General features: G+C 69.3%; 27 protein-coding genes. 11 read left to right on the top strand and 16 right to left on the bottom strand.

Annotation, left to right across the window (positions count from 1 at the left end; all coding sequences use genetic code 11):
• The first annotated feature begins 62 nt into the window (after positions 1–62).
• Entirely contained in the window at positions 63–743 is a 681-nt protein-coding gene (locus PE061_RS05600) for a TetR/AcrR family transcriptional regulator (protein WP_271258172.1), read from the top strand.
• Positions 744–810: 67 nt separating this feature from the next.
• On the opposite strand, the gene PE061_RS05595 is transcribed toward PE061_RS05600, so the two are convergent.
• The 3 genes from PE061_RS05595 to PE061_RS05585 are packed head-to-tail and all read right to left on the bottom strand — an operon-like array spanning position 811 to position 3,001.
• Positions 811–1,452, bottom strand: a complete 642-nt coding sequence (locus PE061_RS05595) for a CoA transferase subunit B (RefSeq protein WP_271258171.1) — start codon at positions 1,450–1,452, stop codon at positions 811–813.
• Entirely contained in the window at positions 1,452–2,300 is an 849-nt protein-coding gene (locus PE061_RS05590; RefSeq protein ID WP_271258170.1) for a 5'-nucleotidase, lipoprotein e(P4) family, read from the bottom strand. Before PE061_RS05590 ends, PE061_RS05595 begins: the two co-directional genes overlap by 1 nt.
• On the bottom strand, positions 2,297–3,001 hold the full coding sequence (locus PE061_RS05585; RefSeq protein WP_271258169.1) for a CoA transferase subunit A: 705 nt from the start codon (positions 2,999–3,001) through the stop codon (positions 2,297–2,299). The genes PE061_RS05590 and PE061_RS05585 overlap by 4 nt, the downstream gene beginning before the upstream one ends.
• A 107-nt stretch (positions 3,002–3,108) precedes the next feature.
• Between PE061_RS05585 and PE061_RS05580 the strand changes: the two genes are divergently transcribed.
• Both PE061_RS05580 and rlmN read left to right on the top strand, forming a co-directional pair.
• A complete protein-coding gene (locus PE061_RS05580) occupies positions 3,109–3,750 on the top strand; it encodes a histidine phosphatase family protein (protein ID WP_271258168.1) in 642 nt (213 codons plus the stop codon).
• Between the two features lie 33 nt (positions 3,751–3,783).
• Positions 3,784–4,998 carry a 23S rRNA (adenine(2503)-C(2))-methyltransferase RlmN gene (gene rlmN, locus PE061_RS05575; RefSeq protein WP_271258167.1) on the top strand — a complete coding sequence of 405 codons (1,215 nt, stop codon included), beginning with the start codon at positions 3,784–3,786 and terminating at the stop codon, positions 4,996–4,998.
• Positions 4,999–5,020: 22 nt separating this feature from the next.
• On the opposite strand, the gene PE061_RS05570 is transcribed toward rlmN, so the two are convergent.
• Entirely contained in the window at positions 5,021–5,503 is a 483-nt protein-coding gene (locus PE061_RS05570; RefSeq protein ID WP_271258166.1) for a septal ring lytic transglycosylase RlpA family protein, read from the bottom strand.
• Positions 5,504–5,631: 128 nt separating this feature from the next.
• Here PE061_RS05570 and PE061_RS05565 point away from each other — a divergent pair, with 128 nt between their 5' ends.
• The 7 genes from PE061_RS05565 to PE061_RS05535 all read left to right on the top strand — a co-directional run bounded on the left by PE061_RS05565 (position 5,632) and on the right by PE061_RS05535 (position 13,332).
• Positions 5,632–6,855 (top strand): SAM-dependent methyltransferase, encoded by a 1,224-nt coding sequence (locus PE061_RS05565; protein WP_271258165.1) that lies wholly within the window; start codon positions 5,632–5,634, stop codon positions 6,853–6,855.
• A complete protein-coding gene (locus PE061_RS05560) occupies positions 6,852–7,592 on the top strand; it encodes a lysophospholipid acyltransferase family protein (protein WP_271258164.1) in 741 nt (246 codons plus the stop codon). The genes PE061_RS05565 and PE061_RS05560 overlap by 4 nt, the downstream gene beginning before the upstream one ends.
• Before the next feature lie 125 nt (positions 7,593–7,717).
• Positions 7,718–9,124, top strand: coding sequence for an efflux transporter outer membrane subunit (locus PE061_RS05555; RefSeq protein ID WP_271258163.1), 1,407 nt, complete (start codon positions 7,718–7,720; stop codon positions 9,122–9,124).
• Complete coding sequence (locus PE061_RS05550) at positions 9,121–10,527, top strand: efflux RND transporter periplasmic adaptor subunit (RefSeq protein WP_271258162.1); 1,407 nt, start codon at positions 9,121–9,123, stop codon at positions 10,525–10,527. Before PE061_RS05555 ends, PE061_RS05550 begins: the two co-directional genes overlap by 4 nt.
• Positions 10,517–11,221: an ABC transporter ATP-binding protein gene (locus tag PE061_RS05545; protein WP_271258161.1), complete on the top strand. Its 705-nt coding sequence runs from the start codon at positions 10,517–10,519 to the stop codon at positions 11,219–11,221. The genes PE061_RS05550 and PE061_RS05545 overlap by 11 nt, the downstream gene beginning before the upstream one ends.
• Before the next feature lie 3 nt (positions 11,222–11,224).
• On the top strand, positions 11,225–12,433 hold the full coding sequence (locus PE061_RS05540; protein ID WP_271258160.1) for an ABC transporter permease: 1,209 nt from the start codon (positions 11,225–11,227) through the stop codon (positions 12,431–12,433).
• Between the two features lie 35 nt (positions 12,434–12,468).
• Complete coding sequence (locus tag PE061_RS05535) at positions 12,469–13,332, top strand: DMT family transporter (RefSeq protein ID WP_336297019.1); 864 nt, start codon at positions 12,469–12,471, stop codon at positions 13,330–13,332.
• Between the two features lie 3 nt (positions 13,333–13,335).
• On the opposite strand, the gene PE061_RS05530 is transcribed toward PE061_RS05535, so the two are convergent.
• From PE061_RS05530 to PE061_RS05515, 4 genes are all read right to left on the bottom strand, one after another.
• Complete coding sequence (locus PE061_RS05530; RefSeq protein ID WP_271258159.1) at positions 13,336–14,088, bottom strand: methyltransferase domain-containing protein; 753 nt, start codon at positions 14,086–14,088, stop codon at positions 13,336–13,338.
• The gene (locus PE061_RS05525) at positions 14,085–15,356 is read right to left on the bottom strand and encodes a glycosyltransferase (RefSeq protein WP_271258158.1); all 1,272 of its coding nucleotides are present in this window, start codon (positions 15,354–15,356) and stop codon (positions 14,085–14,087) included. The genes PE061_RS05530 and PE061_RS05525 overlap by 4 nt, the downstream gene beginning before the upstream one ends.
• Before the next feature lie 107 nt (positions 15,357–15,463).
• Positions 15,464–16,804 carry a sensor histidine kinase gene (locus PE061_RS05520; protein ID WP_271258157.1) on the bottom strand — a complete coding sequence of 447 codons (1,341 nt, stop codon included), beginning with the start codon at positions 16,802–16,804 and terminating at the stop codon, positions 15,464–15,466.
• 34 nt (positions 16,805–16,838) lie between these two features.
• Complete coding sequence (locus tag PE061_RS05515) at positions 16,839–17,513, bottom strand: response regulator transcription factor (protein WP_271258156.1); 675 nt, start codon at positions 17,511–17,513, stop codon at positions 16,839–16,841.
• Positions 17,514–17,598: 85 nt separating this feature from the next.
• Between PE061_RS05515 and PE061_RS05510 the strand changes: the two genes are divergently transcribed.
• A complete protein-coding gene (locus tag PE061_RS05510; protein ID WP_271258155.1) occupies positions 17,599–18,027 on the top strand; it encodes an RrF2 family transcriptional regulator in 429 nt (142 codons plus the stop codon).
• Here PE061_RS05510 and PE061_RS05505 read toward each other — a convergent pair.
• The 8 genes from PE061_RS05505 to PE061_RS05470 form a co-directional block, all read right to left on the bottom strand.
• Positions 17,984–18,184, bottom strand: a complete 201-nt coding sequence (locus tag PE061_RS05505; RefSeq protein WP_271258154.1) for a DUF2783 domain-containing protein — start codon at positions 18,182–18,184, stop codon at positions 17,984–17,986. The two genes, PE061_RS05510 and PE061_RS05505, sit on opposite strands and share 44 nt — an antisense overlap.
• A complete protein-coding gene (locus tag PE061_RS05500; RefSeq protein WP_271258153.1) occupies positions 18,181–19,755 on the bottom strand; it encodes an FAD-dependent oxidoreductase in 1,575 nt (524 codons plus the stop codon). Before PE061_RS05500 ends, PE061_RS05505 begins: the two co-directional genes overlap by 4 nt.
• 6 nt (positions 19,756–19,761) lie before the next feature.
• Complete coding sequence (locus PE061_RS05495) at positions 19,762–20,721, bottom strand: MBL fold metallo-hydrolase (protein WP_271258152.1); 960 nt, start codon at positions 20,719–20,721, stop codon at positions 19,762–19,764.
• 114 nt (positions 20,722–20,835) lie between these two features.
• The gene (locus PE061_RS05490) at positions 20,836–21,414 is read right to left on the bottom strand and encodes a TetR/AcrR family transcriptional regulator (RefSeq protein WP_271258151.1); all 579 of its coding nucleotides are present in this window, start codon (positions 21,412–21,414) and stop codon (positions 20,836–20,838) included.
• A 182-nt stretch (positions 21,415–21,596) separates the two neighbouring features.
• Positions 21,597–22,892, bottom strand: coding sequence for a phenylacetate--CoA ligase PaaK (gene paaK / locus PE061_RS05485; protein WP_271258150.1), 1,296 nt, complete (start codon positions 22,890–22,892; stop codon positions 21,597–21,599).
• Positions 22,893–22,907: 15 nt separating this feature from the next.
• On the bottom strand, positions 22,908–23,462 hold the full coding sequence (locus tag PE061_RS05480; protein WP_271258149.1) for a VOC family protein: 555 nt from the start codon (positions 23,460–23,462) through the stop codon (positions 22,908–22,910).
• A gap of 11 nt (positions 23,463–23,473) precedes the next feature.
• Entirely contained in the window at positions 23,474–24,226 is a 753-nt protein-coding gene (locus PE061_RS05475) for an SDR family oxidoreductase (RefSeq protein WP_271258148.1), read from the bottom strand.
• Positions 24,227–24,231: 5 nt separating this feature from the next.
• On the bottom strand, positions 24,232–25,017 hold the full coding sequence (locus PE061_RS05470; RefSeq protein WP_271258147.1) for an SDR family oxidoreductase: 786 nt from the start codon (positions 25,015–25,017) through the stop codon (positions 24,232–24,234).
• Positions 25,018–25,127 lie beyond the last annotated feature (110 nt).

The raw sequence follows: 25,127 nt of genomic DNA, 5'->3' as shown, positions 1-25,127 counted from the left end.
GCAAGCTTGACGGAAATCCGCGAGATCGCCAGTCGTTGCCCGTAATCAGGAGGACGCTGCCGTTGACCACGCGCCGGAAGGGAGAGAAGACGCTGAGGCGCCGCAAGGAGCCCACGCAGGCCCGCGGCCGCCACAGCATCGAGCAGATACTCGAAGCCACGCACAGGGTCCTGCGGCGCGACGGCCCCACGCACATCACGACGCCCGCGATCGCCGAGGAGGCGGGCGTGTCGGTGGGGGCGCTCTACCATTATTTCCCCAACAAGGAATCGGTGATCCTCGCGCTCTACGAGACCAAGCTCGCCCACATCCGCAGCATGGTGGAGACGCCGATCGAGCCGGTGGACGGCGACCTCAGGGCGGGGCTCCACCGCTGGATCAGGGACATCAAGGCACGCGAGGCGGCGATCGGCTACGATCTCGCCATGAACGAGGCCATCGCGCATTTCCCGAGCATCAGGGGTGTCGCGCGCCGCCATGCCTCGGGTCAGGCGCAGACGATCGCAAACCAACTGAAACGGCTCGGATCACAGTGGCCGGACGAAGCCCTGTTCGACCTGGCGCTGCACGCCTTCTACCTGAACTCCAGCCTCTGGCTCTACTGGTCCTATGTCGGCCAGCCGCTGCCGCAGGCGGTGGACCGGCTGGCTGAAACGGTCGCGGCGCTGTTCGCCCCCGCGCTCGACGGCTCCCCGCCGCCGCCTCCGCCCTACGGCGCGCCGATGCTTCAAGAGCGATCCTGAAGCGCTTCAGATTCCCTGCCTATGGGGAGGGAGAAAAGAGGTGCGCCATCCGGAAGCGAAACGAACGCTACAGCGCGACCTCGTAGTGCGCCTCGGTTTTGGCCGCGACCTCCTCCGGCGTGACGTCCGGGGCAAGCTCGATCAGGCGGAAGGGCCGGCCCTTGGCGGGCCGCTCGAAGACGCCGAGGTCGGAGATCACCACGTCCACCACCTCCTTGCCGGTCAGCGGCAGCGTGCAGGCCTTCAGGAACTTCGATTCGCCCGCCTTGTTGGTGTGGTCCATCAGCACGATGATGCGCTTGACGCCGGCGACGAGGTCCATCGCGCCGCCCATGCCCTTCACCATCTTGCCGGGGATCATCCAGTTGGCGAGGTCGCCGTTCTCGGCGACTTCCATCGCGCCCAGAATGGACAGGTCGATATGGCCGCCGCGGATCATCGCGAAGCTGTCGGAGGAGCTGAAGTAGCTCGTGCGGCGCAGCTCGGTGATCGTCTGCTTGCCCGCGTTGATGAGGTCCGGGTCGACCTCGTTCTCAAGCGGGAACGGCCCCATGCCGAGCATGCCGTTCTCGCTTTGCAGCGTCACGTCGATGTCCTCGGCGATGTAGTTCGCGACCAGCGTCGGCATTCCGATGCCGAGGTTCACGTAGAAGCCGTCCTTCAGTTCCTTGGCGGCGCGCGCCGCCATGCCGTCGCGGTTCCAGGGCATCAGTGGTTTCCTTTGTACGTCCAGCGTTGCTCGGGCGCGACGACCTCGTCGCGGTTCATCGGCGGATCGTTCCAGCCGCCGTAAAGGGGATTGGGCAGCACGAACCAGTCGGCGCCCCAGTGCGCGCCGAAGCGCGTCGCGGCGATCTCGCGGCGCTCGGCCATCGGGCGCTTGCCGGCGGGGCCGTTGTCGATGGCGTCGGTGAAGTCGCCGTTCTGGTCGCCCGCGAGCGCGAGCACGCAGAAGCGCCCCGCGATCTCGGCGCGGCGGCCGTCCTTGCCCGACGTGCCGTCGACGTCGCCCTTCAGGAACAGCGTTTCGCCGTGCACGGCCGGGCCGAGACCGGCGTGCGCCAGCATGGCCTCCGTGTGCTTCGCGTTTCCGGCGCTGCGGTTGGTGTTGAACACGGGGGTCACGCCGAGCGCGCGGAGCGCACCCAGCGCCGCCTTCGCGCCGGGCATCGCCACGGCCTTCTCCGCGCCTTCGCGCTCCCACGCGTCCCAGCTCGTCTCATCGAACGGCGCGTTGCTGCGGGCTTCATGATAGGCGTAGCCGACGTTCCAGATCAGCGTCTCGTCCACGTCGAAAACGGCGGCGGGGCGCTGCGCGGTTTCCGCCGTGCAGGGCAGCGGCGTTCCATCGGACCCGAGGACGGCGGACGGCGTGCCTGCCGCTGCGGGCAGCCGCGCCTCCACCGAGCGCACCAGCGCGCGGTAGGTCTGCGCGGCGATCGCGCCTGCTTCCGCCGAGCCCAGTGTCCACGCGAGCGGCTGCGTCGTGCGGGGCACGCCGCCGCCTGCACAGCCGTGCAGCGCTGCCATCAGGCAGACCGCCGCAAGGCGGTTCACGCCGCCTGCCTCACTGTGCGCTGCTCGATGCGCTTCTCGTAGGTCTTGCCGACGATCAGCCGCTGCACGAAGATGCCGGGCGTGTGGATATGGTCGGGCTCGATCTCGCCGGGGCCGACGAGTTCCTCCACCTCGGCCACCGTCACCTTGCCCGCGGTCGCCATCATCGGGTTGAAGTTGCGCGCGGTCTTGCGGAACACGAGGTTGCCGTAGGGGTCCGCCTTCCACGCCTTCACGATCGAAAGGTCCGCGACGAGGCCGGTTTCGAGGATGTAGGTCTCGCCGCCGAAGTCCTTGTGCTCCTTGCCTTCCGCCACCAGCGTGCCGACGCCGGTCTTGGTGTAGAAGCCCGGGATGCCCGCGCCGCCCGCGCGGATGCGCTCGGCGAGCGTGCCCTGCGGGTTGAATTCGAGCTGAAGCTCGCCCGACAGGTACTGGCGCTCGAACTCCTTGTTCTCGCCCACGTAGGACGAGACCATCTTGGCGATCTGCCGGGTGTGCAGCAGCAGTCCGAGCCCGAAATCGTCGACGCCGGCGTTGTTGGAGATGACGGTGAGGCCCTTCGTGCCCGAATCGCGCAGCGCCGCGATCAGGTTCTCCGGGATGCCGCACAGGCCGAAACCGCCGGACATCACCGTCATGCCGTCGAAAAGCAGGCCCTGAAGGGCGCTCGCCGCGTCGTCGTAAAGCTTGTTCGCCAAGGGGAACCTCCCGCGTTGCCGCATCCGAATGGGGTCCTGCTAGCGCACGCGCTGCGCTTGGGAAAGAGTAGGTTTTCTGTAAAAATCTTTGCATAAGCGCGGGCACCATGACGCCGACGCTCTATCTCGCCCGCCACGCCGAAACCGTGTTCAACGCCGCCGCCCGGATGCAGGGACACATGGGCCACACGCCGCTCACCCGCAACGGCATAAGGCAGGCCGAGGACATGGGCCGCGCGCTGCGCGATCTTCTGGGGCCGAAGCCCGACATCGCCCTCTGGGCCTCGCGCGCGGGCCGCACCATGCAGACGGCGGCGATCATCGCCGAGCACCTGGAGCGCGACTTCTTCGACATCCGCGCCGACGACCGGCTGCTGGAGATCGACGTCGGCGACTGGGAGGGGCGCAGCTATCAGGAGATCGTCGCCGAATCCGGCCCGCTCCTGTGCGCGGAACGGCGCGTGTTCCTGAGGAAGCCGCCGAACGGCGAGTGGTATCCCGACATCGCGCGGCGCCTCTCGGGCTGGCTCGCAGACCTCGATCCCGCGCGCCCCGCGCTCGTCATCAGCCACGGCATCACCGCGCGCGTGCTGCGCGGCGCGCTCGTCGGCGGTACGCCGTTCGAGCCCGGCTGCGTCCCGCTCGCCGCGGACGCGCCGCAGGGCACGGTGTTCCGCATCGAAGGCGGCCGCGAGGACGCGATCCACGTCGGCCACGGCTCGGTCGACGGGAAAGCGAAGGGGTTCTAGGCAAAACGGCTGAAAAGCCTTACATGGCGCGCCATGCCGACCGCAGCCATGACCATTCCCGGCGGGGCCGATCCCGTCCCCGTGCCGCGCGCGCCGACCGTGCGCGCGGACGGCCGCGTCGATCTCGTCGGGCTCGACAAGGCGGAGCTCGCCGCGGCGCTCGTTCAGGCGGGCGTTCCTGAAAAACAGGCGAAACTGCGCGCCAAGCAGGTGTGGCACTGGATCTACCACCGCGGCCTCACCGACTTTTCGGGCATGACCGACATCGCCAAGGACACGCGTGCGCTGCTCGCCGAGCGGTTCGTCGTCGGCCGCCCGGACGTGACGATGCAGCAGGTCTCGACCGACGGCACGCGCAAGTGGCTGCTGCGCACCGACGACGGCAACGAGTTCGAGATGGTGTTCATCCCGGACGCCGACCGGGGCACGCTTTGCGTCTCGAGCCAGGTCGGCTGCACGCTCAACTGCCGTTTCTGCCACACCGGCACGATGAAGCTGGTGCGCAACCTCACGGCGGGCGAGATCGTCGGGCAGGTGATGCTGGCGCGCGACACGCTCGGCGAATGGCCGCAGCCGGGCGAGGACCTGACCGGCGAGGCGCGGATGCTCTCCAACATCGTGATGATGGGAATGGGCGAGCCGCTCTACAATTTCGACAACGTCTCCAAGGGCCTCGGCATCGTCATGGATGAGACGGGCCTCGCGCTCAGCCGCCGCCGCATCACGCTCTCGACGAGCGGCGTCGTGCCGATGATGGCGCGGGCGGGCGAGGAGATCGGCGTCAACCTCGCCGTGTCGCTCCATGCCGTGACGAAAGAGGTGCGGGACGAGATCGTGCCCCTGAACCGCAAGTACGGCATCGAGGCGCTGCTGAGGGCGTGCGCGGACTATCCGGGCGCCAACAACGCCCGCCGCATCACGTTCGAGTACGTGATGCTGAAGGACAAGAACGATTCGGACGAGGACGCCCGCGAGCTCGTGCGGCTCATCCGCAAGTACAGGCTGCCCGCCAAGGTGAACCTGATCCCGTTCAACCCGTGGCCGGGCGTGCCCTACGAATGCAGCGACGACGACCGCATCGCGCGCTTTTCGGACATCATCTTCAAGGCGGGCATCTCGGCGCCGGTCCGCACGCCGCGCGGGCGCGACATCATGGCCGCCTGCGGCCAGCTCAAGAGCGAGAGCGAGCGCCTGTCGCGCGCGGAGCTGGACCGGATCGCGGCGGAGAAGCAGGCCGCGCTGGCCTGATACGCTGAACCTTTAAGAAAAATCAGGCGGAGGGGAGCAGTTCCAGCGTCACGTCGGTGAGCCCGGCGTTGATCATGCCGAGCTCGCGCGCCGCCGCCTTCGAGACGTCGATGACGCGGCTGCCCGTGAACGGACCGCGGTCGTTGACGCGCACGGTCACGCTGCGGCCGGTCTTCTCGCAGGTCACCTTCACGATGCTGCCCATCGGCAGCGTGCGGTGCGCGGCGGTCAGCTCGTCCTGGTCGAAGATCTCGCCGTTCGCGGTGCGGCGGCCATCGAACTTGTCGGCGTAGTAGCTGGCGCGGCCCGAGCCGATCAGCCGCAGCTCCGCTTCGCTGGCGAACACGGCGTCGTCGGCATCGGCGGTCGCGGAAAGCGCCTCGGCGAGCGAAACGGCGGTCATATCGGTGGTCGCGTCGGAGAAGGCGCACAGCGCAAGCGCCGTGGCTGCTGCCGCCGCCGCGCGAATCCAGCGTCCGCGAATCTGAATGAGAGTGGCCCCCATCGCGGGTTTCCACTGGCGGCTTCGCTTCGCCGCATCCACCCGCCTGCGATGAAGCGTTGCATTCGCACGGTCCGGCGAAGGCGTTCTCGGGGATTCCCACGGCCGGACTTCTTGGCTAGGCTGGACGGATGTTGCTGCTCGACCGCATGTTGAAACGGCTGATCCGCGACGGGGAACTGACGGTCACCACGGCGGGTCGCCGCGTTCACCGCTACGGGAAACCGGACCCCGCGCTTCGGCCCGTCGCCCTGCACTTCACCGATGCGCGCACGCCGCTCAGGATCGCGATGAACCCGTCGATCGGCGCGGCCGAAGCCTTCATGGACGGCCGGTTGCAGTTCACCACCGGCGGCATCGGGGACCTGCTGGACCTCGTCGCGTGGAACGGCCGCTGGTCCGACGACAACGATATCCGCAGCGAGACGCGCCGCGCGCAGAGCATCAGCGCCTATCTCTACCAGCGCAACTACCGCCGCGCCGCGAAGCGCAACGTCGCGCACCACTACGACCTGTCGGACCGGCTCTACGACCTCTTCCTCGATGCGGACCGGCAATACAGCTGCGCCTACTACCGCTCGGAGGACGAGACGCTCGAACAGGCGCAGGTCGACAAGAAGGCGCATATCGCCGCGAAACTGGCCCTGAAGCCGGGACAGAAGGTGCTCGACATCGGCTGCGGCTGGGGCGGCATGGCCCTCTACCTGAACCGCGTCGCCGACGTCGACGTGCTCGGCGTCACCCTGTCGGAAGAGCAGTTCAAGGTCGCGCGCCGCCGCGCCGAGGAGGCGGGGGTGGCCGACCGGGTGCGTTTCGCGCTGATCGACTACCGCGACGTGACGGGCCCGTTCGACCGGATCGTCTCGGTCGGCATGTTCGAGCATGTCGGCATCCCCAACTACCGCACCTTCTTCCGCCGCGTGCGCGAGCTGCTCACCGAAGACGGCGTGGCGCTGCTCCACACGATCGGCCGCGCGGACGGGCCGGGCGCGACCGATCCGTTCACGGCGAAGTACATCTTCCCCGGCGGCTATTCGCCGGCGCTCTCGGAGATCGTGCCCGCCATCGAGCGCGAGATGCTGTGGATCACCGATGTCGAGGTGCTGCGGCTCCATTATGCGAAGACGCTGGAGGAATGGCTGCGCCGCACGGAAGCGGCGAAGGCGGAGATCGTCCGGCTCTACGACGAGCGCTTCTACCGCATGTGGACCTTCTACCTCGCCGCCGCGCGCGGCGCCTTCCGGCACGACGGGCACGCCAACTTCCAGATCCAGCTCGCGCGCCGCCGCGACGCGCTGCCGATCACCCGCGACTACATGGCCGAGGCCGAAGCGCGCTACGCTGGGATGATATGAGCCACCGCCCGTTCGGACGCTCGCGCGCCGCGCTCGGCCTTGCGAGTGCCGCCATGCTGGTTCCGCCCTGGCTGCTGATGAGCCCGAAGAGCGTGCCCGCGAAGGCGCTGGAGCGCCGCTTCCACCGCACCATCGCGGCGGGCTTCGGCCTGCGGCCGCAGGTGTTCGGAACGCCGGGCGCGGCGGGCACCATGTTCGTCGCCAACCACATCAGCTGGGCGGACATCGTCAGCGTCGCGGCGGTGGTGGACACGGATTTCGTCGCGAAGGCCGATGTCGCCGCCTATCCGGGCATCGGCGCGCTCGCCGGGCGCACCGGCACCATCTTCGTGGAGCGCGAGCGGCGCTCGCAGACCGGGAGCCAGATGGAGGCAATCCGGCAGCGGCTGATCGCGGGGCGGCGCGTGCTGATGTTCCCGGAAGGCACGACCTCGGACGGGCGCGGCCTGCTGCCCTTCCGCAGCAGCCTGTTCGCGGCGGCGGATGCCGCGGCGGCCGTGCAGCCCGTCACCATCCGCTACACGGCGCCCGGCGGCGGCCCGCTCGACCCGGCGGTGCTCGACGCGATCGCGTGGATCGGGGACGAGGACATGCTGCCGAACGCGTTTGCGCTCGCGCGCCAGCGTGCCGGTGTCGTCCTCCATTTCCACGACCCGGTTGCACCGTCCGCGTTCGACACGCGCAAGGCGCTCGCCGAGCATTGCCGCGACATCATGCTCCGTCACTACCGGCCGTGAGCGCGTCGATCGGGCCGCGCGCGAAATTTTCTTCAATATATTCATCCCGAATGCAGGGAATAACCTGTACGTCGCACGTATGGCGTTTGTGGCAACGTTCCGTGGCCGCTGGATTTCGACAAAAGGTGCGCGTGAAGAAGCTGTTTCCCCTCCTTTCCGGGCTGGCGCTCGCCGCGTGCGCGGCCGGCCCGGACTATCGTGCGCCGGTGCCTGCCGCGCTCGGCGTGCCCACCGCATGGAGCGACGGCAGCGCCGCGCCCGAGGGCGACGCCGCGCTCGCCGAATGGTGGCGCGTCTACAACGACACGGTGCTCGACGGGCTCGTCGCGCGCGCGGTCGAAAACAATCTCGACATCGCGCAGGCGGTGTCGCGGCTGCGGCAGGCGCGGGAATCGCTCCGGCAGTCGCAGGCGGATTTCCTGCCCTCGGTGAGCGCCTCGGGCGGCGGCGGGCGCAACTTCCGCGAAGGCTCGCCCGACAGCAGCAGCTATTCGCTCGGCGCCGACGCGTCGTGGGAAGTGGACCTGTTCGGCGGCATCCGCCGTTCGGTGGAGGCCTCGCGCGCCGATCTTCAGGCGGCGGGCTACAGCCTTGCGAACGTGCGCGCGGCGATCGTCGCGGAAACGGTGAGCAACTACGTGAGCGCCCGGCTCGCGCAGGAGCGCCTCCGCATCGCGCGCGACACGCTGAAGACGGTCGAGGACAATTACGACATCGCGCGCTGGCGCGTGCAGGCGGGCCTCGTCTCCTCGCTCGACGAGGAACAGGCGCGTGCGCAGCTTGCGCAGAACCGCGCCTCGATCCCCTCCATCGAGCAAAACCTCGCGGGCGCGCTCAACCGCATCGCCGTGCTCACCGGCGACGCGCCGGGCGAGGCGACGCGCGCGCTCGAAACGGCGGCGCCGATTCCCGACGCGCCCGATGCGATCACCGCCGGAATCCCGGCCGATACGCTGCGTCAGCGGCCGGACGTGCGGCAGGCCGAGCGCGCGCTCGCGGCGGCGACGGCGCGCATCGGCGTCGCGCAGTCCGCGCTCTATCCGTCGCTCCGCATCAGCGGCGATGTCGGCACCAGCGCGCTTTCGCTGGGCGGCCTCGGCGATGTCATCACCGGCGGCCTGTTCGCCTCGATCGGCCAGCTCATCTTCGACGGCGGCGCCACCGCCTCGCGCGTCCGCGCACAGGAAGCGGCGGCGGAAGGCGCGTTCGCGGCCTACAAGGCGTCGGTGCTCGGCGCGCTCGAGGACGTCGAGAACGCGCTCGTCGCGCTCCGCGCCGCGCGCGAGCGGCAGGTGCAGTACACTGAGGCCTACGACGCGGCGAACAACAGCGCGATTCTCGCGCGCAGCCAGTATCAGGCCGGCCTCACCGATTTCCAGACGCTGCTCAGCGCCGAGCAGTCGCTGCTGTCGGCGCGGCAGGGCCTTGCCGATGCGCAGGGCGACGAGGTGTTCGCAGCGGCGCAGCTCTACAGCGCGCTCGGCGGCGGATGGCAGACAATGAACACGATTGATGGATGGCGGCCCGAATGAACGACACCAACACCCAGTCGCTCGATGACTTCCTCGGCGCGCAGCCGGAAAAGCCGTGGCGCAAATGGGCGATCTATGCCGCGCTTGCCGTGGCGGCGGTCGTCTTCGTCCTCGTCGTCCGAAGCCTGCTCGCCGACGACGCGCCGCAATACGACACACGGCCCGTGCAGCGCGGCGACCTCACCGTCACCGTGTCGGCGACGGGCAACCTGAAGCCGATCAACCAGGTCGATGTCGGCTCCGAGCAGTCGGGCCTCATCACCAAGGTGTTCGTCGACGTGAACGACCGCGTCACGCGCGGCCAGCAGCTTGCCGAGCTCGATCCCTCGCGGCTCAGGGACTCGGTGGCGCAGGCGCGCGCGCAGGTCGCGTCCGCCGAGGCCGGCATCGCGCAGGCGAAGGCGAGCGCGGCGTTCGCGAAGGCGACGCTCGACCGGCAGGAAGAGGTCTCCCGCCTGTCCGGCGGCCGCGTGCCGTCGAAGACCGAGCTGGACAGCGCGCGTGCGAGCTACAGCCAGTCCGTCGCGGGCCTGCGCGCGGCGGAGGCGCAGCTTCTCGTCGCGCGCGCGCAGCTTTCGTCGGCGGAAACCAACCTGTCGAAGGCGCGCATCGTCTCGCCCGTCACCGGCGTCGTGCTCTCGCGCGACATCGAGCCCGGCCAGACCGTCGCCGCCTCATTGAACGCGCCGGTGCTGTTCACCATCGCCGAGGACCTGAGGGAGATGGAGGTCGAGGTCTCCGTCGACGAGGCGGACGTCGGTCAGGTGAAGGACGGCCAGGCGGCGACCTTCAGCGTCGATGCCTTCCCCGGCCGCAGCTTTCCGGCGAAGGTCACGCGCGTCAACGTCGGCTCCAACGCGAGTTCGGGCAGCTCGTCGTCCTCGACGTCGAGCAGCACGGCCACGGTCGTCGCCTACACGGCGGTGCTGAACGTCGACAACCGCGACGAGACGCTGCGCCCCGGCATGACCGCGACCGCGGACATCGTCGCGAGCCGCGTGGAAAACGTGCTGCTGGTGCCGAACGCCGCGCTTCGCTTCAATCCGTCGACGCAGTCGGGCGCCGCGCAGGGCGGCGGCATCACCAGCCAGCTCGTCATGCGCCCGCGGCGCGGCGGCAGCGCGCAGAAGTCGGTGGGCTTCGGCGCGGGCAGCACGCAGACGCTGTACGTCGTCGGCGCGGACGGCGCGCCGAAGGCGGTCGAAGTGGTCGTCGGCGACAGCGACGGCACCAACACCGCGATCCAGAGCGGCGACATCAAGGACGGCATGAAGGTCATCGTCGGCCAGCTCGTCGCCGGGCAGCAGGCGCCGCAGCAGCGCGGAGCGCGTTCGAACGGAAATTCGGGCGGAAATTCGGGCGCCGGGCAGCGTTCGGCGGAAAAGGCCGGCAATGGCCGATGACTCCATCATCCGCCTGCGCGGGATCACCAAGACCTACGGCACCGGCGCGACGGCCTTTCAGGCGCTGAAAGGCGTCGACCTCGACATCGCGCGCGGCGATTTCGTGGCGGTGATGGGCCCGTCGGGATCGGGCAAGTCGACGGCGATGAACATCCTCGGCTGCCTCGATGTGCCGAGCGCGGGCGAATACCTGTTCCACGGCCATCATGTCGAGACGCTGGACCGCGACCAGCGCGCGTTGCTGCGCCGCCGCTATTTCGGCTTCGTGTTCCAGGGCTTCAACCTGCTCTCGCGCACCACCGCGCTCGAAAACGTCGAGCTGCCGCTGCTCTACCGCGGCGAGGACCGGCGCACGCGCTACGAGCACGGCATGGCGGCGCTCGACAAGGTCGGCCTCAGGGAGTGGTGGGACCATACGCCCGCCGAGCTTTCCGGCGGCCAGCAGCAGCGCGTCGCGATCGCCCGCGCGATCGTGACGAGCCCGGACGTGCTGCTTGCCGACGAGCCGACCGGCAACCTCGACACCGAGCGCTCGTTCGAGATCATGGAGCTGCTCACCGATCTCAACCGCAGCGGCATCACCGTGCTGATGGTGACGCACGAGCCCGACATGGCGGCCTACGCGCGCACCATCGTGCATTTCCGCGACGGCCTCGTCGAGCGCATCGAGAATACCGGAAAGATGGGGGCGTAACCGATGCTCGGCACAACCGTCACGCTCGCCTTCCGCGCCATCATGCGCCACAAGCTGCGCTCGTTCCTCACCACGCTCGGCATCATCATCGGCGTCGCCGCCGTCGTCACCATGACGACGCTCGGCAACGGCGCGACCGCCGCCGTGCGCGAGCAGATCGCCAGCCTCGGCGCCAACATCCTCCAGCTTCGTCCCGGGCAGGGCTTCGGGCGCGGCGGCGGCGGCCCGCGTCCGCCGGATTTCAAGCCCGAGGACGTCACCGCCATCGCCAGCCAGCTCACCGGTGTGCGCGCCGTGGCGCCGATGGCGCAGTCGTCGGGAACCGCGATCTACGAAGGCAACAACTGGAACACCACGGTCAACGGCACCACGGCGTCCTACTTCGAGGCGCAGCAATGGCCGCTGAACAGCGGCCGCCTGTTCATGCCGGAAGAGGAGCAGGCCGGAAAGCCGGTCTGCATCATCGGCAACACGCTGAAGAACAACCTGTTCCGGCAGGCCGATCCGCTCGGCCAGCGTTTCCGCATCAAGGGCGTGTCCTGTCAGGTCATCGGCGTGCTCGGGACGCGCGGGCAGGGCGGCTTCGGGCAGGATCAGGACGATGTCGTCGTCATGCCGATCAAGTTCGTGCAGCGGCGCTTCACGGGCGACCGCGACATCAGCCAGATCATGGTCGCGGTGGACGACGCCTACGAGACCTCCACAGTGCAGGCCTCGCTTGAAGCGCTGATGCGCGAGCGGCGCAAGATCAAGCCGGGGGACAGCGACAACTTCAACGTCTTCGACACCAAGCAGATCTCGGACACGCTGACCGGCACGACCACGATCCTCACCCAGATCGTCGGCGCGGTGGCGGCCATCTCGCTGCTCGTCGGCGGCATCGGCATCATGAACATCATGCTGGTGTCGGTGACGGAGCGCACGCGCGAGATCGGCATCCGCCTCGCCATCGGCGCGGTGGCGCGCGAGGTACTGATGCAGTTCCTCGTCGAGGCCGTGGTGCTGTCGTGCCTCGGCGGCCTCATCGGCCTCGTCATCGCGCTGTTCGCCTCGATCGCGATCGCGCCGCTGATGCAGGTGCCCTTCATCTTCGACCTGAAGATCAACATGCTGGCCTTCCTGTTCTCGGCGGCGATCGGCGTGGTGTTCGGCTATTTCCCGGCGCGGCGCGCGGCCTCGCTCAATCCCATCGACGCGCTCCGCCACGAATGATGCCCGCCCGCAGCGCTGAGCTTCGGGCATATGCGATGCTGGCGCTCGTCATGCTGTTCTGGGCCGGGAACGCCATCGTGGGCCGCGCGGTGCGGGACGACATTTTGCCGTTCACGCTGGCGTTCGTGCGCTGGCTCGGCGCGTTCCTGCTGCTCGCGCCGTTCGCGCTGCGGCACGTGGCAGCGGACAGGCGGGTGCTGCTCAGGCACTGGCGGCCGGTGCTGGTGCTGGGGCTCGTCGGCGTCGGCGCGTTCAATGCGCTCCTCTATTCGGGGCTGCGCGACACGACCGCCACCAACGGGCTGCTGTTGCAGGCCGCGATCCCGGCGCTGGTGCTCGTCATCGACGCGCTGGCGTTCGGGGTGCGCGCCTCGGCGTGGCAGGTCGCGGGCGTGGCACTCTCGACCCTCGGCGTCGGCGTCGTGCTGTTCCCGGATTTCGCCGCGGTGCTCGGCCTGCACTTCGGGCGCGGCGACGCGCTGGTGCTCGCGGCGGTCGTCGCGTGGGCGGTCTACACCAGCCTGCTCAGGCTCCGTCCCGACGTGCACCCGCTGTCGTTTCTCGCCGTCACCTTCGCGATCGGGGTCGCGGCGATGCTGCCGCTTGCGGCGCTCGAATGGCGGCAGGCGTCCGCGATCGACTGGCGGCCCGAAATCGTCGGCGCGTTCCTGTACGTGGCGCTGTTCCCCTCGCTCGCCGCCTATTTCCTGTTCAATGCGGCGGTGGCGATGATCGGGGCGGCGAAGGCAGGCCAGTCGATCACGCTGATGCCGGTGTTCGGTGCGCTGCTCGCGGCGTCGCTGCTCGGCGAGCCGCTCGGGCCGCGTCACTTCGCCGGCATGGCGCTCATCCTCTGCGGCATCGGCGTGTCGGTGCTGCTGGCGCGGAAACCGGGCTGAGCGTCAGCCGCGACGGCGGCGATATTCGGCAAGGCCCGTGGCGAGGGGGCGCGTCAGCCAGCCGCGCAGCTTGCCGAGCTTGTAGGAAAAGACGCCGGGATGGCAGAGCGGCAGCGGTCGCTCCAGCAGCCCGCGCAGCGACGCCTCGCCGAAGCGCTGCACGGCCTCCGGCACTTCGCCGCGGAAATAGCCGATCAGGTTCTGGCGATACCACGGCGCGATGCGTTCGTCGGTCCAGAGCGCATAGCGCAGGAAGTCGAACGGTTTGTAGCCGCGCGCGCGGAACTTCTCCGCCCAGTAGTCCGGCCAGCGCTCGTTGACATGGCCGGTGCCGCCCTGATGCGGCGCGGCGGCGGAGATCAGCAGCGTGTCCGACAGCGAGGCCATCAGGTCGGCGAAGGCATCGGCGCGCGTCTCATCGAGGTGCTCGGCGAGCTCGAACGACATGGCGAGATCGAAGCGCGCCTGCGGCAGCGGCGGCCGGAACGGTACGGCCGCGCTGCCGAGGTCGAAGCGCACGAACGACGCGGCGTCGATACGCAGGCTTTTGCCGGGCACCCACGGGCCGTCGAGGCCGATCGCCGTCTCCACGCCCTCGGCGCGGAAGCCGTTCAGCCAGATGCCGTCGCCGCAGCCGACGTCGATCACCGACGACGGGCCGAGCAGGTCGACGATCAGCGGCACCAGCGCCTGCGCCGAGCGCGCGGCACGGTCGGCGCGGCGCGTGTAGAACTGCTTCGAATATTCGTGCCTCATCGCACCGTCTCGCGGACCGTCTCTCGGGCCGTCTCCCGAACCATCGCGTGCAGGTAGCGCGCGTATCCGTCCGTCATCGCGCGCAGGCTGAAATCGGCGGCGCGCGCGCGGCACGCCGCGGCATCACGCGGCGCGTCGAGGCGCGCCAGCAGGGCTGCCGCCATCGCCGCGTCGTCGCCGACCGGGACCAGCGTGCCGCAGGCCTCCGTCAGCACCTCGCGGACGCCGGTGGGGCAGGCGGTGGCGACGACCGGCGTGCCGCAGGCGAACGCCTCGATCAGCACGTTGCTGGCCCCTTCCCAGCGCGACGAGAGCGCCGAGAGCCGCGCGCGCGCAACGAAGGCGTGCGGGTTCGCCTGATAGCCGCCGAGCCACAGGTCGGTGCCGACGCCGAGCGTCTCCGCAAGCGCCGTCAGCCGCGCGCGCTCGGATGCCGGGCCGTCGCCGAGGATGACGAGCCGCAGCGGGCGCGCGCGCCGCGCGGCGGCGAAGGCGCGGATCAGCGTGCCGAAATCCTTCTGCGGGCTCAGCCGGCCCACCGCGATCACCACCGGCGGCGTGCCGTCCGCGAACCACGGGTGGTCGACCGGGGCCTTCGCATCGCGGCCGATCGCGTCGACATCGACGCCGTTCGGGATCACGGCGAGCCGCGCGCCGGAAACCCCGGCGCGGCGATTGAGGTCGTCGGCAAGCTCGCGCGACACGGCGATCACGCCGTCCATCATGCCGAACTGCGCGCGTTCGAGCGCCACGGCGCTCCGCCGGATCGGCCCCGCCGCAAGCCCCGCGCGCTTGGGCGGCGTGGCGGCGGCGAGCGCGTTGCTCGCGCGGCCCACCAGCCGCGTGCCGGACACGCCGGACAGGCGATGCGCGGCGCAGGCGAAGGCGTGCATGTGGTTGCCCGAGGAGAGCAGAACGGCGGGCCGGACGCGGCGGATCGCGGCGGCGAGCGCCGGGAGCGTCAGGGCGCTGTCGGCAACGCGCGAGAGGCGCGCCGCGCCCTCCGCGATCACGCGCACGGGGACGCCGCCAGCCTCCGCCGCGAAGGCGCCGGTGCGGCGCACGACCCAGAGCTCGGCGGCAAGCCCCGACGCGGCCGCCGCCGCGGCGATCCGGAGCGCGTTGCGGACGACGCCGCTTGCGCGAAGGTCATAGACGAGGATCGCTGCCTGAACCGCGGCCGTGCTGCGCCGCATCGGCGCATCGGGCACGCGCAGCGGCTTCCACGTGTCGGTCGGGGCGCGGCGAAGGGCGCGGGCGCTCTGCATGTCGGTCTCCGGAAACTACGGAGACCCCCTGCGCGGCGGAGATGGCGGCCGCGTTGGCCGAACATTTGGATGCGTCCATGTTGAGGCGGCGCGTGCGCCGCGCGCGTTCAGTTGGCGAGCGGCAGGCGCAGTGTCGCGGCGAGGCCGGGGCTCTCGTTCCGGAATGCAAGCTCGGCGCGGTGGCAGCGCGCGACCGCGTCGACGAGCGCGAGGCCGAGGCCCTGCCCGGCGGCGGCGGCCTGTGCGGGCGCGCGGAAGAAGCGCTCGGTGATGCGCGGCAGGTCGTCCGCGCCGACGCCGGGGCCGTCGTCCGTCACGCCGATCCGGGCGCGTGCGCCCTCGCGGGCCAGCGCAACGCGGACGCTGCCGCCGGGGGGCGTGTATTTCACGGCGTTGTCGATCAGGTTGGCGACCGCCTGGAACAGCAGGTCGCGGTCGCCCCACACGCGGATGCCGGGCTCGACATCGCTGTCGAGCCGCAGGCCCTCGGCTTCGGCGGCGGGGGCGTAGAGTTCGGCGGCGTCGGCGACGAGCGCCGACAGGTTCACGCTGTCCGCCGCCAGCGCGTGGCGGCCGGCCTCGATGCGCGCGATGCGCAGCAGCGCGTCGAAGGTCGATTGCAGGCGCGCGGCGCTCTCGTTCGCCTGCGCGATCAGCGCCTCCCGCGTCGCGGCGTCGCCGGCGCCGTCCAGCTCCTCGAGATCGGCGCGGATGCGCGCCAGCGGCGTGCGCAGCTCGTGCGCGATGCTGTCCGAAACGCGCGCCACGGACTGGATCAGGCTTTCGATGCGGTCCAGCATGGCGTTCAGCGTCTCGGCGAGATGGTCGAAGTCGTCGCCGGTGCCCCGAAGCTCGACGCGGCCGCTGAGATCGCCCGCCATCACGCGCTCCGCCGTGCCGGTGATGGCGTCGATGCGGCGGCCGACGGCGCGGCTCATGAGCACGCCGCCGAGCACGCCCAGCAGCACCGCAACGGCCGTGCCCCAACCGATCGCCTGGCCGATCAGCTCCTCGCGTTCGTCGACGTCCTCGGTATCGCGGGCCACCAGCAGGCGTGTGCCGTCCGGAAAGCGCCGCTCGTAGGTATAGGCCTCGTTCTCCCGCGCGAGGCCGTGCTCGAAGGTCTCGAACTCGAAACGGAACCACGGGCTTGCCACGAGCGGCGGCGGGGCGGGCATGTTTGCGGCGATCCATTCGCCGCCGGGTCCGATCAGGGCGTGGAAGGCGCGCCGCCGCGCGGGTTTCTCCGTGCGCGCGTTCAACGCCGCGACCAGCGCCGACGCGCCTTTCCGCTCATACACGGACGAAAGCGCCTGTACCTCGGCCAGCACCGTCCCGCGGACCTCGGCGAGCGGAGAGGTCACGAAGATCCACCAGGCGAGCCCCCCCATCGCCGCGTAGGACACGACGAACAGCGCGCTGTAGGCGAGTGCGAGGCGGAACGTCATGCCGCGTGAGAAACGGAAGGCCGCCCGGCGCACCCTACGGCCTCCGCAGGCTGTATCCGGCGCCGCGCACGGTCTCGATCAGCGGCACGTCGAAGCCCTTGTCGATCTTCTGGCGCAGGTGGCTCACGTGCTGGTCGACGATGTTGGTCTGCGGGTCGAAATTATAGTCCCACACCGCCTCCAGGATCATCGTGCGGGTGAGCACGTGCCCGGCGTGCCGCGCCATGTATTCGAGCAGCCGGAACTCGAGCGTGCTGAGCGGGATGCGCCTGCCGCCGCGCGAGACGGTGCGCGACAGGAGGTCGATCTCGAGGTCGGCGACGGCGAGCGTCGATTTCGATGGCGCCGCCGCGGGCCGCCGCCCGAGCGCCTCGATCCGCGCCAGCAGCTCCGACATGGCGAACGGCTTCGTCAGGTAATCGTCCGATCCCGCGCGCAGGCCCCGTACCCGCTCGTCCACCTCGCCGAGCGCGGAGAGGATGATCACCGGCGTGCGGTTCCCCGCGGCGCGCATCGTCTGCAGGATGGTGAGCCCGTCGACGCCCGGCAGCATCCGGTCGAGGATCACGACGTCATAGGCTTCCCCGGCCACGCGGTAGAGGCCCTCGCGCCCGTCGGCGATATGCTCGGCGACGTGGCCGGCCTCGCCGAGGCCCTTCGCCACGTAGGCGGCGACGCGTTCGTCGTCCTCGATCAGCAGGATACGCATGTGCCAGCACAAGAAGCGGGCGGTATCGACGTGTCAATTGCCCTTTGCCACGGCATTGCCTTATTGCGGCATCATAGGGGGGACCATGCTTTCTCAACGGACGCGGTATACAATTCGCGCGCTCCAGCACCTTGCCGACCATTACGGCAAGGGGCCGATCCGGCTCGTCGACATTGCAGAGGCGCAGAACATCCCGAAAAAGTTCCTGACGGTGATCCTCTCGGAGTTCAGCCGTCTCGGCATCGTCGGCACCAAGCGCGGCCCGGACGGCGGCTACTGGCTCGCCGTGCCGCCGGTCGACGTGCGCTACGGCGACATCGTGCGGCTGACGCGCGGCTCGCTGGCGCTGGTGCCCTGCGCCAGCCGCTTCGACTACAAGCCCTGCGAGAACTGCGTCACCGAAGCGGAGTGCCGCCTGCACCGCCTGATGGTGATGGTGCGCGACGAGACGGCGCGCATCCTCGACACGGTCACGCTTGCCGATCCGATCCCGCTGCCGGAGTCGGTTCTCTAGCCGCTGCGATCGCTTGCGTCACCGCCGCGTCGTCGCCGATCCGGTCGATGAGCAGCAGGATCAGCCGTGCCGAGAAGCGCAGGCTCTCCGCCTCGCTCATGCCCGCCTGCGCAGCGATCAGCGCCTCGTAGATGTCGTCGGGCCGCCTGATGCTCATGCCGCACCTCCCGCGCGCGCCATCGCCGCCGAGACCTTGGCTGTCGAAGGCCGCCGCCAGCGCGCCGCGACGTACTGGTCGGGCCGGATCAGGCAGGCGCTGCCTGGCGACAGGTCATAGCGATCGAGGATCAGCGCCTCGCCCGCGACGTCGACCACCGGCACCGGCGCCTCGCCCTGCCAGCCGTTCGCGATCAGGCGGAAGCCGCCGCCGAGCCTGCCGAGCAGCCAGTCCTCGCCAATCGGCGCGTCGAGCGCGGGCGAGCCGGGCGGAACGCCGTTCCAGTCCGCGTCCTCGTCGGGCGTCGAAAGCGGGCTCGCCGGGTAGGACACCGCGGTCGAAAGCCGGCCGCTGTTCACGAACGGCCGCGCGAACGCGTGCTCGCCCGCAAGGCTCAGCACGGCGTCGCGATACGCCGCGCTCGCGGTCGACTTCGGGGTGAGGAAATCCGTGGAGCGCGTGGAGTTCAGGATATTCTCGTCCGCCGTCACGACCGCCTCGTGGTTGTAGCTTTCAAGGAGGCTCTCCGGCGCCTTGCCCTCCAGCACCAGCTCCAGCTTCCAGCCGAGGTTGTCGATGTCGGCGAGCCCGCTGTTGGCGCCGCGCGCGCCGAACGGCGAGACGAGGTGCGCACTGTCGCCCGCGAACAGCACGCGGCCGTGCACGAAGCGCTGCATCCGGCGGCACTGGAAGGTGTAGACGCTGTACCACTCGCGCTCGAACTCGATGTGGTCGCCGAGCATGGCGCGCACCAGCGGCTCGACGTTCTCGGGGCGCATCGCCGCCTCGCGGTCGATGTTCCAGCCGAGCTGGAAATCGAGCCGCCACACGTCGTCGGGCTGCTTGTGCATCAGCGCGGACTGGCCGGGGTTGAACGGCGGATCGAACCAGAACCAGCGCTCGGCGGGATGTTCGCCTTTCATGCGGATGTCGGCGATGAGGAAATTGTCCTCGAACACGCGACCCTCGAAATCGAGGCCCATCAGGCCGCGCACGGTGGACTTGTTGCCGTCGCAGGCGATCAGCCAGTCGGCGGCGATCGTGTAGGCGCCCCCCGGCGCCTCCACCGTCACGGTCACGCCGTCCGCCCGCGCATCGAGCGCCGTCAGTTCATGCCCCCAGCGGATGTCGACGTTGGCGTATTGGCCAAGCGCCTCCACGAGGATCGCCTCCACGTGATACTGCTGGAGGTTGATGAAGGCGGGCCGCCGCTGGTCCTTGATCGGCAGCAGGTCGAACTCGTAGATCGGCGTCGTGTTCGCGCCCCAGAACACCTTGCCGACATTCCACACGACGCCCCGGTCCACCATCGCCTGCCCGACGCCGAGCCGGTCCCAGATGTCGAGGCTGCGCTTCGAATAGCAGATGCCCTTGGAGCCCGCCGCGATGAAGTCGAGCCGGCTCAGCACCGTCACCTTGCGGCCCCGCCGCGCGAGGTCGAGCGCCATCGAAAGCCCCACCGGCCCGGCGCCGACGATCAGCGTTTCGAGAGGCTCGCCGTCCGTGCCCGGCGGCGACGCGCCGATCGGGCGGTGGATCGGAATGCCCGCGTTTGAGATCGCCGTTGCCATGCTGCGTCAGTCCTGAAGCTCGGCCCAGACCTCGCGGTCGCGCTCCATCGTCCAGATGCGCGGCCAGTCGATGCCCTCGAATTCGTCCCACAGGCGCTGCACGTCGAAGGGCAGGCAGTGCTCGAAGATCGGCCAGCGGCCGAACTTCGGGAACAGCGCCTCGTGCGTCGCCTCGAACGCCTGCTTGAGCGTGCCGCCGGCGCGGTGCACGGCGCCCACCTTGTCGATCATCGTCTTCAGGAACTCGCGCGTCTGCTCGACGGCGGCGTCCGTCGCGGCGACGCCCTTCGCCACCGCGCCGCGCCCGCCGATCAAATTCTCGGCGCGGTACGCCTTCACCTTGTCGAGCGTGCCCGCCGCCCAGTCCATGTGGAAGGCGTCGCCGGTATAGAGCGCCGCCTCGGCCTCGACGAGATCGCCCGCGAACAGCGTCTTCGATTTGTCGTGCCACACGACGATATCGCCCGCCGTGTGGCCGCGCCCGCAGAAGGCGAGGTCGAGCGTGCCGCGAGTCCCGCCGAGGTCGATGCTGAACGTGTCTTCAAACGTCTGCGTCGGCCACGTCAGGCCGGGCACCGAGTCCGGCTCCTTGAACAGGCGCGGCATCCGGCCGAACTCGCTCGCCCAGTCCTCCATGCCGCGTTCCTCGATGAGCCTCCGCGTCATCTCGCTCGCGATGATGTGCTCGGCCTCGAAGGCGCTCGCGCCGAGCACGCGGACGGCGTGATAGTGCGTCAGGATCAGGTATTTCACCGGCTTGTCGGTGTGCCGGCGCAGCTTCGCCAGCCAGTCGCGCGCCGCGACCGGCGTCGCGCGCGCCTCGATGGCGACGACGAAATCCTCGCCCTCGATCGCGCCCACGTTGGGATCGCCCTCGGCGGTCAGCGCGTAGACGCCGTCCGCCAGGATCTCCAGCGTCTCGACCTTCTCGGCGGTGTCCGCCGACGATGCGAATGGTTTTGCCACGGTAAACCTCCTCATGTGTCACGCCGCATTCGCGGACCTTGAGGAAGACTTTAGACGAGGCGGGGGCGGGCGTCTGTCATCAGCTCTGATGACAGACGCCGGAGGATCGTCGGGTCAGCGCAGCCCGTCCAGCATCTGGTCGATCACCGTCTCGGCGAGCGCCTCCACGGTGAAGCTGCCCTTGGGGCGGAACCATGTGTGCGACCAGTTGATCATGCCGAAATAGAGCATGGCGCGCACGCGGGCGTCCTCCCGGGAAAGCGCCGGCGCGATCTCGCCGATGGTGCGCGCGACGAGATCGACGAGCGTGCGCTCGGTATCGACGATATGCCGCCGGCGCTTTTCGGGCAGCTTGTCGAGATCGTTCACCAGCACGCGGTGCCGCGCGGACGCGTCGGCATAGAGCTCGAGGAAGCCGTGCGTCAGCTTGCGGAAGCGCAGCGCGGGATCGGCCTCGCCCCGGCAGGCGTCCGCCAGCTCGGCAAGCGCGCCGATGTGCCCGTCCATGATCTCGAAGAGGATGTCCTCCTTCGAGGCGAAGTAGTGATAGAGCAGCGACTTCGACATGCCGCACGCGGCGGCGAGGTCGGCGATCGAGCAGCCGTGGAACCCCGAATGCGCATAAAGCTCGGCGGCCTTGTCGAGCACGGCCATCCGCCGCTCGTCATAATCCGCCGCCTGTGTCCGGGCCACCCGCGCGCCTTTCGTTCGCAATAACAGAGCGTTCGTGTCTAGGCGGTGTATGCGGCGCCCGCAACGGCTGACATGGGGTATGATGCGTCCCTCGACTTCGCTCGGGATGAGATACGTTCTTGCAGGGTATAAAGGTCCTTCATCCCGAGCGAAGTCGAGGGACGCGCGATCTGTATGCAGGCTTACTCTCTCGGCCGCTTGTCGACGACCCTGCTTGCTTTGCCTTGTGATCGTGGGAGCGTTCCCGCCAATACGATGTCGATCTTGACGCTGATGCCGACCATGGTCTTGATGCGGTGTGCGAGCGTGTAGGCGTGCTCGGCGTGGGTCGAGGCGTCGGTGTCCTCGCGGGCCTCGACGGAGAGGCGCACCATGTCCATGCGGTCCGGGCGGGTCAGCTCGATCAGGAAGTGCGGCGCGAGCGCCGGCACCGACAGGATGTGCTCCTCGATCTGGCTCGGGAACACGTTCACGCCCCGGATGATCAGCATGTCGTCCGACCGCCCCGTGATCTTCGCCATGCGCCGCATCGTGCGCGCCGTGCCGGGAAGCAGACGCGTCAGGTCGCGCGTCCGGTAGCGCACGATCGGCATCGCCTCCTTGCTGAGCGAGGTGAACACCAGCTCGCCCTCCTCGCCATCGGGAAGCACTTCGCCCGTCTCCGGGTCGATCACCTCGGGGTAGAAATGGTCCTCCCAGACGGTGAGCCCGTCCTTGGTCTCCACGCACTCCTGCGCCACCCCCGGACCCATCACCTCGGACAGCCCGTAGATGTCCACCGCGTCGATCGCGAACGCCCCCTCGATCTCGGCGCGCATCGCCTCCGTCCACGGCTCGGCGCCGAAGATGCCCACCTTCAGCGAGCTTTGGGCCGGGTCGATGCCTTCCCGCCGGAACTCGTCGAGGATCGCCAGCATGTAGCTCGGCGTCACCATGATGATCTCGGGGGCAAAGTCGGTGATCAGCTGCACCTGCTTCTCGGTCTGCCCGCCCGACATCGGGATCACCGTGCAGCCGAGCGCCTCCGCCCCGTAGTGCGCGCCGAGGCCGCCGGTGAACAGGCCGTAGCCGTAGGCGACGTGCACCTTCATGCCCGGGCGCCCGCCCGCAGCATGGATCGAACGCGCCACGAGGCCGGACCACGTCTCGATGTCGCGCTTCGTGTACCCCACCACGGTCGCCTTGCCAGTCGTCCCCGACGAGGCGTGGATGCGGGCGAGTTTCTCCTGCGGCACCGCGAAGAAGCCGAACGGGTAGGCGTCCCTCAGGTCCGCCTTCGTCGTGAACGGGAACCTCGCCAAATCCTCCAGCGACACGAGGTCGTCGGGATGCACACCCGCCGCGTCGAACTTCGCACGGTACGCAGGGTTGCCCGCATAGGCGTGGGCGAGGCTTTGCTTGAGGCGCGACAACTGCAACGCGCCAAGCTCGTCACGCGACGCGTGCTCAATCGCGTCAAGACCAACCTTGCTTGTCATGGGCCTGTTCTGCACTCACTCGGCCGGCGGCTGCAACACGCGGATGGGATCGCTGCCGTCCCAGTTTTCCGACGCGGTCTTCATCATCGTGAAGAAGGCCTCGGTCTGGTCGGTCATCTCGATCAGCTCGATCATGCCGGGCAGCACGTCCGACGTGTCCATGTAGGCCGCGCGCGCGCCGACGCCCGCGACGCCGTACAGCGCCATGTCGTGGCCGAGCGCCTTGTATTTCGCGACGTCCGCGTCGAAGTCCGCGCTGGAGACGCCGAAATGGTGGAAGCCCCAGCCGCGCTTCTGCTGCACCTCGGTATAGACCGAAGGCGTCTCCCAGTTGTTCTGCTGGATCAGCTCGAAGCTCATCGCGCCCGAAAAGCCGATGGCGAGCGTGATGTCGAGCTCGGTGGGCTTGCCGCGATACTGCGCGTCGAACAGCGGGAAGTGCTCGATGACGAACCACGGGCCGCAGGCGAGGCGCGGCATGTAGTGCTTCATCGCCGCGGTGATGTCGGGCACGATGTAGGCGATCTGCATGATGCCGCCCATCGGCTGGCCGAAGTCGAGGTTTTTCAAGCGGGGTTCTCCTAGTTGGTCAGGCTCATGCCGCCGTCGACGACGACGGCGGTGCCGGTGATGAAGCGCGCCTCGTCCGACAGCAGGAACAGCACGGCGTTGGCGATGTCGATCGCCTCCTGCCATGTCTTCATCGGCACCTTGGCGAGGAAGGCCTGCGCGGCATCGTCTTCGCTGATGCCGTGCTCGGCGGCGGTGCGCGCGATCAGCACGTCGTGCATCGGCGTGCGGATCTGGCCGGGGTGCACGCTGTTGCAGCGGATGGCGTAGTTCCTTTCGCAGCAGTGCAGCGCCAGCGAGCGCGTGAACTGCGCGACCGCCGCCTTGGAGGCGCCGTAGGCGGCGATGAAAGGCGTGGGCACGAGCGCGCCGATCGACGACATGTTGACGATGGCGCCGCCACCGCCCTTCGCGATGGCAGGCATCGCGTATTTGCAGCCGAGAAACACGCTTTCCACGTTCACCGTGTTGATGCGGCGCCAGTCCTCCAGCGCCGCGCCTTCGGGGTCCATCGGGCTCTTGCTCGAGGAGATACCGGCATTGTTGACGAGCCCGTCGAGGCGGTCGTGCTTCGCCAGCGTCTCGTCGATCAGCGCCTGCCAGCCCGCCTCGTCGGCAACGTCCTGCCGGACGACGCCTTCGCCCTGCGCGATGTCGGTGCGGATGACCGTCGCGCCTTCTTCCACCAGCCGGTCGGCGATCGCCGCGCCGAGCCCGGCGGCGGCGCCCGTCACGATGATGACCTTGCCGTTTACGCGTCCCATGACGTTCAGCCTTTCGTGTGCGCGCTGGAGGGGCCGGCGAGCTGCGCCCCGTCGATGATGAGCGGCGATCCGCTGAGCATGGCCGCCTCGTCCGAAACCGCGAACAGGATGGCGTTCGCGATGTCCTCAGGTCTGGCGATGCGGCCCATCGGCACGAGGCTCGCCATGCCCGCGATCATCGCCGCGCGGTTTCCGATGGCTTCGGCGACGGGGTCCAGCATCTCGCTGTCGACATAGGTGGGGTGCACCGAGACGCAGCGGATCGGCAGGCGCTGCTCCGCGCAGTAGAGCGCGACCGATTTCGAAAGCGTCGTCACCCCGCCCTTGGACGCGCAGTAGCCCGCGACGTCCGAAATGCCGACGAGACCCGCCAGCGACGAGACGTTGACGATCGCGCCGCTGCCGCCGCTCGCCGAGATGGCGCGGATCGCCGCCTGACAGCCCAGCATCACGCCGGTGAGGTTCACCGCGATCATCTTGTCCCACTGGTCGATGGCGAGGTCCATGATCGTGCCGGGGAAGCCGATGCCCGCGACGTTGGCGAGGCTGTCGAGCTTGCCGAAACGCTTGACGACCGCCGACGTCGCCTCCGCCCATGCCGCCTCGCTCGTCACGTCGAGCCGCAAAGCGAGCGCAGTCTCGCCGATCATGGCGGCGGTCGCCTCGGCGCCCGCGAGATTGATGTCGGTGACGCCGACGCGCGCGCCTTCCCGCGCGAAGGCGATGGCGGTCGCGCGGCCGATGCCGGACGCGGCGCCGGTGACGATGGCGACCTTACCCTGAAGACGCATGCTGCGGACCCCTCCCCAATGCCCCCGAACGCCTCGTGGGCAGACCTCGTTATGCTCGCACGAAAAGCTAGAGAGGCGGCCTGTCATTCCAATAGCGGGAAACACCTAAG

The sequence above is a fragment of the Sphingosinicella microcystinivorans genome, from assembly GCF_027941835.1.
Classification (GTDB): domain Bacteria; phylum Pseudomonadota; class Alphaproteobacteria; order Sphingomonadales; family Sphingomonadaceae; genus Sphingosinicella.
This window is presented reverse-complemented; position numbering and strand designations above follow the sequence as displayed.

Coding starts and splice junctions, on each gene's coding strand:
- PE061_RS05595 (WP_271258171.1), bottom strand. CDS start 1,452: ATGCCCTGGAACCGCGACGGCATGGCGGCGCGCGCCGCCAAGGAACTG.
- PE061_RS05580 (WP_271258168.1), top strand. CDS start 3,109: ATGACGCCGACGCTCTATCTCGCCCGCCACGCCGAAACCGTGTTCAAC.
- rlmN (WP_271258167.1), top strand. CDS start 3,784: ATGCCGACCGCAGCCATGACCATTCCCGGCGGGGCCGATCCCGTCCCC.
- PE061_RS05570 (WP_271258166.1), bottom strand. CDS start 5,503: ATGGGGGCCACTCTCATTCAGATTCGCGGACGCTGGATTCGCGCGGCG.
- PE061_RS05565 (WP_271258165.1), top strand. CDS start 5,632: ATGTTGCTGCTCGACCGCATGTTGAAACGGCTGATCCGCGACGGGGAA.
- PE061_RS05560 (WP_271258164.1), top strand. CDS start 6,852: ATGAGCCACCGCCCGTTCGGACGCTCGCGCGCCGCGCTCGGCCTTGCG.
- PE061_RS05550 (WP_271258162.1), top strand. CDS start 9,121: ATGAACGACACCAACACCCAGTCGCTCGATGACTTCCTCGGCGCGCAG.
- PE061_RS05545 (WP_271258161.1), top strand. CDS start 10,517: ATGGCCGATGACTCCATCATCCGCCTGCGCGGGATCACCAAGACCTAC.
- PE061_RS05540 (WP_271258160.1), top strand. CDS start 11,225: ATGCTCGGCACAACCGTCACGCTCGCCTTCCGCGCCATCATGCGCCAC.
- PE061_RS05535 (WP_336297019.1), top strand. CDS start 12,469: ATGCTGGCGCTCGTCATGCTGTTCTGGGCCGGGAACGCCATCGTGGGC.
- PE061_RS05530 (WP_271258159.1), bottom strand. CDS start 14,088: ATGAGGCACGAATATTCGAAGCAGTTCTACACGCGCCGCGCCGACCGT.
- PE061_RS05525 (WP_271258158.1), bottom strand. CDS start 15,356: ATGCAGAGCGCCCGCGCCCTTCGCCGCGCCCCGACCGACACGTGGAAG.
- PE061_RS05520 (WP_271258157.1), bottom strand. CDS start 16,804: ATGACGTTCCGCCTCGCACTCGCCTACAGCGCGCTGTTCGTCGTGTCC.
- PE061_RS05515 (WP_271258156.1), bottom strand. CDS start 17,513: ATGCGTATCCTGCTGATCGAGGACGACGAACGCGTCGCCGCCTACGTG.
- PE061_RS05510 (WP_271258155.1), top strand. CDS start 17,599: ATGCTTTCTCAACGGACGCGGTATACAATTCGCGCGCTCCAGCACCTT.
- PE061_RS05505 (WP_271258154.1), bottom strand. CDS start 18,184: ATGAGCATCAGGCGGCCCGACGACATCTACGAGGCGCTGATCGCTGCG.
- PE061_RS05500 (WP_271258153.1), bottom strand. CDS start 19,755: ATGGCAACGGCGATCTCAAACGCGGGCATTCCGATCCACCGCCCGATC.
- paaK (WP_271258150.1), bottom strand. CDS start 22,892: ATGACAAGCAAGGTTGGTCTTGACGCGATTGAGCACGCGTCGCGTGAC.
- PE061_RS05475 (WP_271258148.1), bottom strand. CDS start 24,226: ATGGGACGCGTAAACGGCAAGGTCATCATCGTGACGGGCGCCGCCGCC.
- PE061_RS05470 (WP_271258147.1), bottom strand. CDS start 25,017: ATGCGTCTTCAGGGTAAGGTCGCCATCGTCACCGGCGCCGCGTCCGGC.